Source organism: Thalassobaculum sp., assembly GCF_965223715.1.
Classification (GTDB): domain Bacteria; phylum Pseudomonadota; class Alphaproteobacteria; order Thalassobaculales; family Thalassobaculaceae; genus Thalassobaculum.
Genome location: NZ_OZ245012.1, coordinates 4,704,220 through 4,716,753, shown reverse-complemented (window position 1 = coordinate 4,716,753; position 12,534 = coordinate 4,704,220). Strand labels below are relative to the sequence as shown.

Below are 12,534 nucleotides of genomic sequence, written 5' to 3'. Positions count from 1 at the left end.
TCCCGATTAGCTGCTGGACCACAGGCGAGCGCGAAGCCAGGCAAAGATTGCCGACCCGAACAGCCCGAGGAACGCGAAGAAAAGGAACAGCGCCGCCAGCGGCTGAGCGAAGATCAGCCACCAGTCGCCATCGAACATCTTCAGCGAGTTCTGCAGGTTGGTCTCAACCATCTCGCCGAGAATCAGACCGACGGCGATCGGCGCGACGGCGAAACCATGCCGACGGGCGAGAAACCCGACCACACCGAAGATCAGGGCGATCCAGACGTCGAGCATCGAGGAGTGCAGCGCGTAGGCACCGATCACCGACAGGGCGAAGACGATTGGCCAGAGGAGCTTAGACGGGACGAGCGAGAGTCTGGCGAACAGCTTGGCCGCGTATAGGCCCATCGCCATGAACATCAGGTTGGCGACCAGCATCGCGCCGAAGATCTGGTAGACCGTGTCCACCTGCTCGGTGAACAGATACGGACCCGGGCGCAGGCCGTGTACGAGCAGGCCCACCAGAATGACGGCGGTGGTACCACTGCCGGGAATGCCGAGCACCATGGTCGGGACCATGGCGCCGCCTGTGGCGGAGTTGTTGGCCGCCTCAGCCCCCGCGATCCCTTCGACAGAGCCGTTTCCGAACTCCTCCTTGTTCTTCGACCAGCGTCGGGCCTCGGCATACCCGATCATCGAGGCGACGGTCGCCCCCTCTGCCGGCAGAACGCCGATGAACGTGCCGATGCCGCAGGATCGCAGCACGGTCTTCCAGATCCGACGGTAGTCCTCGCGGCTCGGCAGCATCACCGCCTTCAGGCGCACCGCGACGATGGCCCTGTTCACGTGCTTTGACTGGACCAGCAGCTCGGAGATCGCGAACAGGCCGATGAAGACCGGCACGAACGAAAGGCCCTCGTACAGCTCGTAGTTGCCGAACATGAACCGTTCGATGCCAGTGGTCGGTTCCGCGCCGATCGTTGCCAGCCAGACGCCAAAGACGCCACCGATGAGGTTCCGCACCGCACCGCCGGCGCTGATCGACGCCAGCATCGACAGGCCGAACACCGCCAGCGCGAAATACTCGGGCGGACGGAACTCATAGGCGACGCGGGCAAGCAGCGGGGCGCAGATGCAGAGCACGACGACGGAGAACACGCCCCCGACCGTGCTCGACACCACGGCGATGCCCAGTGCTCGTCCGGCTTCGCCGCGTTTGGCCAGCGGATAGCCGTCAAAGGTGGTCGCGGCGGCGGCTGCCGTGCCCGGCGTGTTGATCAGGATCGCCGTGATGGACCCGGCGAAGGTCGCGGAGACGTAGATCGTCGCCAGCACGGCGATGGCATGCACGGGCGCCATGGTCAGGGTGAACGGCAGGAGCAGCGCGGCTCCCGTGGTCGCTCCCAGACCGGGCAACACACCGATCACCACCCCGACGATGGTGGTCAGGAAAATCAGGAGAAGCAGATAGGGATCGAAGACGACCGATCCCATGGCCAGCAGGGCGTCCAGCATCGGTCTGTCCTATCCGTAATACCAGTTGGTGAAGAGCCCCCGCGGAAAGCGGATCTGCAGGACCTCATCGAACAGGAGGAACACCGTGGACGGTGTCAGCACCGCGATGCCCAGCGCCACCGGAATCCGCCTCTCGCCCCAGAGCAGGCACATCAGGAAGACGGTCACGGCAATGGCGATGATCATGTCGACATAGACCGTTAGGCCAAAGAACACCGCGAACAGCCCGATCGTGCCCCAGGTGGCGATCCCCTCAAGGGGAACGGCTTTCGGAGGAGCGACGCGGTACTGCACCGCCAGCGCCACCGCCAGACCGATGTTGATGATCATCAACACGATAGGGAAAACGCGTGGCTGCATGCTCTCGCCGACAATCATGGGCGGCGACACGGCGAGCTGCAGGGAGGCCCAGATCACGACGGCCGAGAAGCAGACGACAAGGGCGGGGAGGATGAGATTGCGCATGGCCGGTCGGACGGCGCGCCCGAAAGGGACGCACCGTCTCTCCTGGATCAGGATCGGGCCGGCCTACTGGACCAGACCCATTTCCTTCAGGGCGGGACCGAACTCGTCCACCATTGCCTTGATCTGCTTGCCCCAAGGGCCGGACGGCTGGGGAGAGGTCCCATCCAGGCCGGAATTTACCAGATAGGCCTGGTAGAGCGAGTGATCCATCGCCTTGGTCAGCGCGGACTCAAGCTCCGCCCGGCGCGCCTCGTCGACACCCGCATGGGTGACGAAGCCTCGGGTCGTCGACAGCACCAGATCGATGCCCAGCTCCTTGGACGACTTAGCCGCCGGAATCGGCTCCATGCCCTCCTCGGCCAGAACCACGAGCGGACAGATATCGCCCGCCTCGACCGGCGCCGCGGCTTCCGAGAGGTTCAGGACACCGACGTCGACCGCCCCGGCGACCAGCTGGGTGGCGAGCTCTCCGCCGCCCTTGAACGGGATATAGGTCGGCATCGACACGCCTAGCCGCTTGGCCCAGAGATAGACCGTAATGTGATCGATCGTCCCGGTATGGGTGCCGCCGAACTTGATGCTGTCTCCGTTCTTCATGCCGGCGACGAAGTCCTCCGGGGTCTTGTACGGCGTGGTCTTGCAGTTGACCATGAGGATCTGCGGATCATTCGTGCCGCGCGCGATCGGCGCCATGCCGTCGACCGTCAAATCGGTCTTGCCCATCGCCATGGTGATGGCGTGGCCGACGGTGAAAGTCATGATCGTGTTGCCGTCCGCCGGGCGGGTCAGGAAATAGTTCATCGCCGCGGCGCCGCCCCCACCGCGCTTGTTCACGACCACCATGTCCTGATCCAGCTCGCGGCGCGCCCGGATCATCATCATGCGAGAGTTGACGTCAGTACCGCCGCCGGCACCGGCATGGGTCACCACCTCGATGGCGGGCTTGTCTTGCGCGTGAGCGGGTATACCAATCGCGGCCAGACCGAGACCGGCGGCCATTGCCGCAACGAGGTACCTGCGCGTTCCGTTTGAGCGCACCATTTTCGCTTCCTCCCTCTAGTTCTTTTCGGCGTCGGCTGTTGGATCGCCGCGCACATTCGTTGGTTGTCCGGGAATAGTGGTCAACCGGCGGGTGGAGCGTCAACGAGTTTTGGCATACCAAATGAGAATCATGTCTCGACGGAGTTCACCTTCACCCATGTATGGCTGATGTGGTCTCGCATGAGGGCGGCCAGACGCGCAGCGTCGCGCGCCTTCAGCGCGTCGGCGATCTGCTCGTGCTGCTCGACCGCCTCGTGCCAGCGGTCGTTGCGCTGATTCGAGATGTAGCGGATGCGATAGAGCCGGGCGTTCAGTTGCGCGTGGGTATCGACCAGGACGCCGTTGCCACCGGCAGCGACGATGCTCTTGTGGATCGCCTGATTGAGTTTGAAATAGGCCAACTTGTCCTTGCGGTAGAAGGCCGAGAGCATCTCGTGGTGCAGGGCGAGGACCTCCTCGATCCTTTCATCGGTGGCGAACTCGGCCGCGAGCTGACCGCCGAGCGCCTCCAGGGTGCCCAGAACCTCGAGGAGCTGGCGCACCTCCTGCATATCCGGGCTTGCCACGACGGCACCGCGGTTCGGCAGGCTGTGCACCAGGCGCTCACTGACCAGGATCCGGATCGCCTCGCGCAGCGGTGTGCGGGACACGTTGAGGCGCTCGGAAAGCTGACGTTCGCGTATCCGCGTGCCCGGCTTGAGCTGGTCCTGGATGATCATGTCCCGCAGCTTCGAGGCTACCTGGCTGACCAGCAGCCGGCTGGCGAGATCGTTGTCGTTGGGCGGCTCCGGAAGATGGTCGCGGAGTTCGTCTTCAACCTGAACCAGAGGCCCCGTACCCGTAGTCACCATCCACGTCCCTTCCAAACCGGCGGCCCGATCCGGGATCCGCTCGCGCGCGGACCGTCATAGGGCGTGCAACGCCGGCAGTATAGCGAAGGTGAGTTGACCCCGCTGAAAATTGTATGCCAAACGGATCAGGGCCCTGAGACGGGATGTAGACCGCCGGCCGGGAACCGGCCCTGCGGCCCAGGGAGGATTTTCAACGATGACAACCGGACCCCTTTCCGACCTCTTCGTGCTTGATCTGACACGTGCGAGAGCCGGGCCGACCGCGGTCCGCCAACTGGCGGATTGGGGGGCGGACGTGGTGAAGATCGAGCTCCCGCTCTCGGTTGGCATGGATTCGCTGGGCGGCGAGCGGAGCGGCTTCGACTTCCAGAACCTGCACCGCAACAAGCGCAGCCTGACCTTGAACTTGAAATCCGACGAGGGCAGAGCGGTGTTCTTTCGGCTGGCCGAGAAGGCCGATGTCGTCGTTGAGAACTTCCGCCCGGACGTAAAACATCGGCTCGGCATCGACTACGAGGCGCTGTCCGCGATCAACCCGCGTCTGGTCTACGGCAGCATTTCGGGCTTCGGACAGGAAGGCCCCTATAGCGGCCGCCCCGGCCTCGACCAGATCGCCCAGGGCATGGGCGGGCTGATGTCGGTGACCGGACTGCCCGGACAGGGGCCGGTCAGGGTCGGCATTCCGATCGCCGATCTGTCCGCCGGCTTCAACCTCGCGATGGGGATCATGATCGCCCTCTACGAGCGCGAGCGGTCCGGCAAGGGGCAGTGGGTCCGAACCTCGCTCCTCGAGGCACAGATCGCCATGATGGACCTCCAGGCTGCTCGTTACCTGATGAAGGGCGAGGTGCCGCAGCAGGCCGGCAACAATCACCCGGTCCACATCCCGACCGGGGTGTTCCGGACCGAGGACGGGGCGATCATCATCCAGGCCTCCGCGCAGAATCTGTACAGGCGGATGTGCGACGCGATCGGGGCGCCAGAGCTGTACGATCACCCTGACTTCGCCGATCCGACGGACCGGTTGACCAACCGTGATGCCCTGAACGCCGAAATCGAGGCGCGCACGCAAACCCGGACCACGCAGCACTGGATCGACATGCTTGCCGAGGCGGGGGTGCCCGCGGGTCCGATCTACGCTGTGGACCAGACCTTCGCCGACCCCCAGGTCAAAAGCCTCGCCATGGACCCGGAGGTGACTGCCGCCGACGGACAGACCCTTCGCGTGGTCGGTCAGGCAGTGAAGATGTCCCGTACGCCGAGCCGGATGCGAAGCGGCACGCCCGCCCTCGGCGCCCATACGGACGAGGTCCTGCGCCAAGCGGGATATTCCGACGACGAGATCAAGGCGCTGCGCGCCTCCGGCACCGTCTAGAGAGGAGAAGACCCCATGGTTGACACCGGCACCGAGAAGATTCTCGCCGAGATCCGGGACGCGACCGGCTGGCTGACCATCAACCAGCCGGAGCGACGCAATGCGATCTCACTGGAGATGTGGGAGGGCATTTCGCGGGCGATCACCGCCTTCGCCCACAGCGTCGATGTCCGTTCGGTTGTGATGACCGGCGCCGGCGACCAGGCCTTCACCGCTGGTGCGGACATCTCCCAGTTCGACAAGAACCGGGCCGATGCCGACGCCGCCGACCGCTACGCCAAGATCTCGCGCGACGCGCGGCAGCTCATCCTCGACCTGAGGAAACCGGTCATCGCGATGATCCGCGGCTTCTGCATGGGTGGCGGCCTCGGGATTGCGATGACTGCCGATATCCGCATTGCCGCCGAGGGCTCGACCTTCGGCATTCCCGCCGCCCGGCTCGGGATCGCCTATGACACTGTCAACCTGCTACGGCTGGTGCGCCTTGTCGGCCCGTCCAAAGCGAAGGAGATCCTGTTCACCGCGCGCCGGTACTCTGCCGAACAGGCGTTGGATATGGGGCTGATCAACGAGGTTGTCGCGCCCAAAGACCTGGAGGACACGGTCCGGGTGATGTGTGCCGAGATTGCCCAGAACGCACCATTATCGATGGAGGCGTCCAAGCTGACCATCGACGAGCTCGCCAAGGTGCCGGCGGATATCGACGCGGCGGCGATCCAGGCAATGGTGGACCGGTGCTTCAACAGCGCCGACTACAAGGAAGGCCGGGCCGCCTTCATGGAGAAGCGCAAGCCATCCTTCACGGGGCACTGAAACGGTACCGCGGCTGGGTCATCAATTTGTTCGAAAGGCGGTGTTGCCGACGGCTGCGGTCCAATCCAACGAGTCAAACCGGTAGTCTGAAGGTGTTCCTGGCGTGCTTCAGTCCGCATACGTTGGCCCTCAGCCAATGTCATTGAGTAGGTCGAAGGAATTGCGATGAAAGGCCTGCCCCACGTAGCGTCGAACAAGCCTCCCCCTGACCTTTCGGCCTGCTGACAGAGACAATCCTCTCTGAATTCTGCCGAAATCACTTAATCCGCAGAATGCTCATCACAACAAAATCAGCAGCTTAAATTAGTGACGACCCATAGGGGCCGTTCGAACTCAAAGGGACGCCCGCCCAAGAGCGGTCATTGGAATGGCGTTCGCACTGAGAAGAATCTAACTCGTTCTTGGAAGAGATTGCTGGGCTCAGGTCAGCGGCCTCAGCGAGCGGAGTACGGATTCATCGATGCAGGTTCGTTTCGTCGACCAACTGCTGGCGTGCAAGGCCGTCGTACTTCGCGGTACAGGCATCTGAGTGCTTATTGCGAACAGTCTATTGGATCTACTTTGGAAATTAAGCGATCCAGTGGTCGTTTGGTCGGGCATGATGTGGCGTAAGAACTTCATGAACAATTCCTGCGTTCTTCGCCTCATTGCCTACAAACACGGCGCCATCGTAGACCCAAGGCCGGACCACTTCAGTGGAAAATCCAAGACTTAAGCACAGATGATTGATCATCGCACGGTTGTGACCTTTGACCTGCTGAAGCAGGTCAGACAATTTCGCCTCAGCATAATTACCTTCTGCGATGTTCATACCAGCTTGATGGAAACCGATCTTACCTGTCGGCGCTATAGTGCGATGAGGAAATGCCGCCGCAAGGGATGCACCTTCCGAGAACGTCTCGACCACATGCGAAATAGCAGGAAAGCCGGTCGATCCAAGATACTCGTGTATAGCACGAGCCGATCCAGGCGCCCCCCAGTACAGTGTATACTCATCCAAATTCCTTTTTTTTCCTCAGAAATAGCGCGATTAATCAATGGAATCATCAATTTTGCGGTGTTTTCATTTGCAGTTCCCTGAAAAATAATTGTTTGAAAGCCAGCCGCCTGCGGGTTTTGAAGAACGGATTTGTCAATATTCATTGCGGAACTCGCCCTGCGGTATAGCGGGAAGAGACGAACTATCCCACCACCTCGTGACCTGCGCCATGCTCACATTCAAACTCAGCCATTCAGGCAACATCTGACACAACGGACGATCAGTGTCGCTCGAGCGTCCATGCGGAAGTCTCAGACACCCCTCAAACATCGAGTAAAATCTATCGCCAGACAGGAGACAGCCAAACCGCGCGGCTTAGCATTGCAACCGAGTTCGGCCGGCCCGTTAGTATCGTTATAGGAGTGCTCGCCGGATAAGGTAGCGACAATTACTGGCTACAATGTCAGAGGGCCTCCGTCACCACAAGCCGGGCATGCCGGATGTCTTGAGGGGCTTACATTCTTGTGGTGCTCCGTGCGGCTCTGGTCGATGTTCAATGTCCGCAACGTCGGCCGCGGATCGCCTTTCGCCCAATCGAGGATCGCTTCAACGGCCAGACCTGCCGCAATCATCGGTGCCGATACTGCATAAGGGACGTAAGAACCGCCGCAGCCGTCCGCGGGTACCCGAAGTTCCTGATCCACCTTTGGCTTCAATGGCCAGTAGCGCCCTCGCTGGGCCAAGTCTGGGCGCAGGCAGCGCAGGCAGGCCTTATCGTCGACGCGATTCAGAAATGTCTGAGCTGCGGCGCCGTTCCCAGTGAGCCAGCAGTGGAGGATAGGCGGGAAGATCCGGCCAGCTCGTCGTTCCTGCTGAGCGCGCTCGTTTAGGGCGAGGGCGACCCGTTCCTCACCTGTAGCTTCGACGATCAGGTCGTATCCACTCATCTGCGATATCCGGCCGAGCGCGTCGGTCACATAAGAGTCTATTGTCAGTCTCGGTGCTTCGGATCGCAGCCGAGCCGCGACTCGATCGGCCTTCGCTTGAAGCAGGTCCTCTATGCCCAGCAGATGGCGGCCAAGGTTGTCTGGTAAAAGCTTGTCAGGATCGTACAGGTCAAGCGCACCTTGCGGGCCTGTGCCTGCACCAGAGCGCGCGATGCCCTGGGCGAGATAACCACCGATGGCGCCGCATCCGATCAAGGCGATCCGGCGCCCAGCGAGCGGCTTCTGCATGTAGAGGTTCCGTTCGAGCCGATAAGCCCTATCGCAGCGGCGGCAGGTATATCGTCGGATTGCAACTTCGCTTGCGCGCCTTCGAGCTTCGTTCCGCCAAGCGTCGTCTCTGAAGCCGGGCCCTCGCATTCTCTTGATGTCAGGCGGGAGGTCGACTGCTACGCCGACGGTCGCGTTTCGACCGGCGAGAAAAGTGGTTCGTGGCGCGTCGTGATCGAGAAGGCTGCGTAGAAATATGTCGACCTTGTCCGGGGCGACCGCACGAAGCCAGTCACAAGCCTCCTCAAGCGTTTCCGGCGGGAAAGCCTCGCCCCTTATGTCAAGATCGACGTCAAGGTGCAGCACACGAACGCGCGTGATCTGCTGCGCCGACGTTCCGTACCGGCTTGCAAGAAATTCCGGCAGGTCGGAAGACGTCGCGACCAATTCGAGCATGATAGAGTCGTTCCGAGGAACACCATACAGATAGGCCTCGCCGCCCTCCTCCAGATCGGTCAGTACGGAGTCCCCATTCCAATAGGTTGCGAACTCCGCCCGTATCTCCGCATTGGCCTCAGAGCCCGATCTCGCCAGTGTTTGCCTCACTTGTTCGATACACCGAAGGATGGATCCGCCGGGATTGCTGGGATCGAGCACCAAAGAGGCGTCGGCCGCGTAGCAGATCGCACCACCACGCAAGACGTGAGCCCGGATCGTCGTCCCTGGCTCTTTCAAGGCGATGACTGGCAGTCTGGCGAAATACAGATCCTCGACGTGCACGACCAAACCGATGTCGCGCCCTTCGACCAGTTCGGTACCCTCCCAGGCATGGTTGGTTTGCCCCGAGAGCCGACGATAGCCCCTATACCGGAGTGTGGCGTGGATCGCTCGAAGGGCGGACGCTTCGGGATCCGCCATTGGAGTCAGCCTGCGGTCGCCTTGCCGACCATCGGGATAGCGCTCATGGCCGCGACAGTGCCCAGGTCGGACCGGGGGATCGGCGCTGGCGCGCTGAGTGCGCCGATCACCATCGTTTCGTCTTTAGGAACCCGGTTGCCGAACTGGGCAATAAGCTTGCGAATAGCAACCCCGCGGTGTCCGGTCTCATAGATGGCGGCGTACATTTCCACGTCCAGTTGATCGAGCCGCAACAGGAGATCGTTTCCGAAGTCGTCGACCAATGGCTGGAAAGACTGATTCGGGTTGACCGGGTTCGTGACCTGGCGAGCCATGATGCGGACAAGCCTCCCCGCGACGAAAGCGACGTCCAGGTCATCTCTCGGGCCGGGTGCTGAGGGGTCGTTGTGCTCATCGTACAATTGCGACACCGCTGCCATCAGGTGGATGGAGGCGAGCTTGCTGTCCTGCCACTGAAAATCGCGCCATGCTTTCAGGTACCGCCAGACCCGACGCAATCCCTCCCCATGCAATGCGATCTGGGCCTTTACCCAATCGTTCATCCGCTGCGGGTCAGACGGAATCCAGCCGAGTTCGCGGTGAGCCAGCATCACGCGGCTCGAGTCAATCAGGGCGGATCTATCGATCCCCGAAATCGCCTCTCTCATCTGCATCTGGGCGATCTGCAGAGTGCCAAACGCCTGTGCGAGGGCCTTCTCGAGCCGGTCGAACTCAATGTCTGGGATGGCGTAGATCGGTAGGTCGATATGAATGGTGCGCACAGCATCGAGATGGATGCGCACGCAGGTCGGCTTGCGTTCAATCGTCCATTGGTTCTGCCGGCAAATGGATTCCAGAGCGCGTTCGATCAACTCGAAAACGGCGCGAGACGCCAGTTCGGGGTTGACCGTATCAATGAAGCTCATCGGGAAGTAGATCCCGTCGTCGAGATCAATTGACTGTCCCTTCCGACAGGGAGCGTTCAACGTCCTGTAGGCATAGCTTCCCTGGGTAAGGAAGCGTGGACGGAACGTAGTGTCGTCGAGACGCTTTCGCACAGAGCGGGCGCGGTGATCGAACACCAGATTGCGGTCCAGACCGAGAGAATGGGGCTGGGCAGATAGCCGACGAAGCTCTCGTCGTATCTGTTTCCTGGCGTCCAAAAGAGTGCGGTCCTGCTCGGGCGTGATATCGAGGTTCTTGAGAAAGCCAGCCGCGTTCCTCGCTCCGAAAAACAGCGGATGCAGGTTCAGACGCGGCCTTACCGCTTCCGATTGAATGGCCGGGCTCGCTGAGAAAGCCATTTCCTATCTCCAGAATATACGATCACAATATGTGGTATAATATATTGAATTTTTCGCAACTCAAACTCAATATTTGGAGATGTACCAGCTACTGAGTCCCATTGCGCGAATGCGGATCGTCGCCAGCGCCGGTATCGTGTCGTTGGGGTTGGCGTATCTGTATCTTTCATGGACAGGCGCGGATCCGCATTCCCCAATCGACCTCTTTCGCACCACCAGCACACTGCTGACGGTGCTACTTTTTTTGGCGGTCGCAGTATTGAGCCGGTGGTACTGGGTTTGGCGTATCTTCCCCAAGGCGAACCAACTGATATTTCCCGATATCCGCGGTCGATGGACGGGAGAAGTTCATTCAAACTGGGATCCTGATCTCGGCCGGCCGGGACCGATCGATGGGCTAGCAGCTAACAGACCGGGCACACCGATCCAGGTCACGATCGAGCAAGGAATTTTCAGATGTTCGATCCGGGTTACCTCTCAGATTGGAACATCGTGGACCCGAGCAATCCGACTTGAACGACACGCCGAGGACCATTTGGCCAGGGTTGCCTACCTCTATGAACAACGGAACCCGAGCCATAGCGGCACTGACGAGCGGAGCCACTGGGGAGCTGGCCTCATAGTGATTCCGCTCGACGCGAGCGGCCCGCCTGCGTCGATACAGGGGCACTACTGGACCGACCGGTCCTGGACAAAGGGTCTGAATACGGCGGGTAAGATCGTCCTCCACCGCTGCGACCAGCATCGGCAAGGCTGCCCCGGACAAAGTTGAGGTGGGATCCACTGTCTGCTTTGGAGCAGGTAATCTATCTCATGGCGATTCCCATACGGTCGCATCCCGCCCGCAGCTAGTGCAAATCGAAGATAAGGTCAGACGCGCGTTCGAGCGGTAACAAGCGCGGAAGCGCAAATATCTGCAGTTCACGACGATAACACCGGTAACTCCCGTACAGATTAGATAATTTTTGAGTATGGTCGCAAAACCGAAACTGTTTTTGTTAATGATTGCCGAAGCAATGTCTCAAGATAGTTGTCCGCATTGACAGATGGGCTACTAAGTCGCTTGCGACACGCTTGGACTGAATTTAAAGAAGCCGCTTTATCAAGATCGAATTGATAGCTTACAAAATCATCTGGATGAATTATTTCGATATTATATTTAGATATCTCAGATACAGGAAAATCTTTCTTATTGAACGTTACTATCGCATCGCATTTTCCGTGTATTGCAGCGGCCAGAACATGCCGGTCATCTTTATCGGGCAGGCTGAGTGTCGGAATAATGTATTCATATCCCTCTACAACGCAATCTAATACGGCGGCGTTCATGAGGTATTTTGTTCTCTCAAGCTGATCTCTACTGAGATCCTGCCGTTTTTCTAAGACGGAGGAGACCCACTCTTCGTGAATCTCCTCCGTCCACTTAGCTCGGAACAGCTCGGTAGTCGCTAATTGTACAAGCAGATCTCGTAGCGGAGCTGGGTACAGGACGCATGCATCGAACAAGACTGTAAATTTTGACACTAGTACCCCATGTCGAGTTCTTGCGCCTGCTGAGCAAGTTCATCCAGAGCGGATCTGGAATGCGCCTGTTTCGCTTTCTTGTATGCGTCTAGGTCATCAAATCTTATCCGGCGGTGAGTGCCAACCATATGGTATGCGATTTCTCCCGCCTCTAAGAGCTTTATCAAATATGGGCGAGATACGTTTAGGTGGTCTGCCGCCTCTTGAGTTGTCAGCTCTGCATGCACAGGAATAATCGTCACAGCATTCCCGTGAGACATTTCGGTAAGTATATGATAAAGCAGATGCGTTACTGACTTTGGTAGAGTCAGTTCTTCGTGCTCATTTAGCCGAACTCGCAGAGAATTCTCTCCACGCGCCTTTGCCAGAATCCGACTAGATTCAGCCGCAAGCTCCGCATCCTCTTTCGATGGGAGTACCGCCTCTTGCTTCTCCAGTAGGTCTGCCATCGTTTGCTCCATCGCGTCCGGGGTGTGGGCCTACATATGGCACTCAAATGCAATAAACGCAATATCCGAAACATCCGAAATGCGGCGATGTTCAAGAGGATCGCTGCCAGCAGCCTTCCCGTTCC

At 59.8% G+C, this 12,534-nt stretch carries 11 protein-coding genes; 2 read left to right on the top strand and 9 right to left on the bottom strand.

What is annotated here, in order from left to right:
* Positions 1–6: 6 nt before the first annotated feature.
* The 4 genes from ACOQOP_RS21835 to ACOQOP_RS21820 all read right to left on the bottom strand — a co-directional run bounded on the left by ACOQOP_RS21835 (position 7) and on the right by ACOQOP_RS21820 (position 3,851).
* On the bottom strand, positions 7–1,497 hold the full coding sequence (locus tag ACOQOP_RS21835; protein WP_420563930.1) for a tripartite tricarboxylate transporter permease: 1,491 nt from the start codon (positions 1,495–1,497) through the stop codon (positions 7–9).
* Positions 1,498–1,506: 9 nt separating this feature from the next.
* Positions 1,507–1,962, bottom strand: a complete 456-nt coding sequence (locus tag ACOQOP_RS21830; RefSeq protein ID WP_420563929.1) for a tripartite tricarboxylate transporter TctB family protein — start codon at positions 1,960–1,962, stop codon at positions 1,507–1,509.
* A 63-nt stretch (positions 1,963–2,025) separates the two neighbouring features.
* The gene (locus tag ACOQOP_RS21825) at positions 2,026–2,961 is read right to left on the bottom strand and encodes a Bug family tripartite tricarboxylate transporter substrate binding protein (RefSeq protein WP_420563928.1); all 936 of its coding nucleotides are present in this window, start codon (positions 2,959–2,961) and stop codon (positions 2,026–2,028) included.
* Between the two features lie 170 nt (positions 2,962–3,131).
* The gene (locus tag ACOQOP_RS21820) at positions 3,132–3,851 is read right to left on the bottom strand and encodes a GntR family transcriptional regulator (protein WP_420563927.1); all 720 of its coding nucleotides are present in this window, start codon (positions 3,849–3,851) and stop codon (positions 3,132–3,134) included.
* A gap of 199 nt (positions 3,852–4,050) precedes the next feature.
* Between ACOQOP_RS21820 and ACOQOP_RS21815 the strand changes: the two genes are divergently transcribed.
* Together ACOQOP_RS21815 and ACOQOP_RS21810 are read left to right on the top strand one after the other, a co-directional pair.
* On the top strand, positions 4,051–5,229 hold the full coding sequence (locus ACOQOP_RS21815; RefSeq protein ID WP_420566556.1) for a CaiB/BaiF CoA transferase family protein: 1,179 nt from the start codon (positions 4,051–4,053) through the stop codon (positions 5,227–5,229).
* A 15-nt stretch (positions 5,230–5,244) separates the two neighbouring features.
* Positions 5,245–6,042 (top strand): enoyl-CoA hydratase, encoded by a 798-nt coding sequence (locus ACOQOP_RS21810; RefSeq protein WP_420563926.1) that lies wholly within the window; start codon positions 5,245–5,247, stop codon positions 6,040–6,042.
* Positions 6,043–6,610: 568 nt separating this feature from the next.
* Here ACOQOP_RS21810 and ACOQOP_RS21805 read toward each other — a convergent pair.
* From ACOQOP_RS21805 to ACOQOP_RS21785, 5 genes are all read right to left on the bottom strand, one after another.
* Positions 6,611–7,042 (bottom strand): hypothetical protein, encoded by a 432-nt coding sequence (locus ACOQOP_RS21805; RefSeq protein ID WP_420563925.1) that lies wholly within the window; start codon positions 7,040–7,042, stop codon positions 6,611–6,613.
* Positions 7,043–7,476: 434 nt separating this feature from the next.
* Positions 7,477–9,153, bottom strand: a complete 1,677-nt coding sequence (locus ACOQOP_RS21800) for a ThiF family adenylyltransferase (protein ID WP_420563924.1) — start codon at positions 9,151–9,153, stop codon at positions 7,477–7,479.
* Positions 9,154–9,158: 5 nt separating this feature from the next.
* Positions 9,159–10,436, bottom strand: coding sequence for a CBASS cGAMP synthase (locus ACOQOP_RS21795; RefSeq protein WP_420563923.1), 1,278 nt, complete (start codon positions 10,434–10,436; stop codon positions 9,159–9,161).
* Positions 10,437–11,390: 954 nt separating this feature from the next.
* Positions 11,391–11,960 carry a PIN domain-containing protein gene (locus ACOQOP_RS21790; RefSeq protein ID WP_420563922.1) on the bottom strand — a complete coding sequence of 190 codons (570 nt, stop codon included), beginning with the start codon at positions 11,958–11,960 and terminating at the stop codon, positions 11,391–11,393.
* Positions 11,960–12,409 carry a helix-turn-helix domain-containing protein gene (locus ACOQOP_RS21785; protein WP_420563921.1) on the bottom strand — a complete coding sequence of 150 codons (450 nt, stop codon included), beginning with the start codon at positions 12,407–12,409 and terminating at the stop codon, positions 11,960–11,962. Before ACOQOP_RS21785 ends, ACOQOP_RS21790 begins: the two co-directional genes overlap by 1 nt.
* Positions 12,410–12,534: the final 125 nt, after the last annotated feature.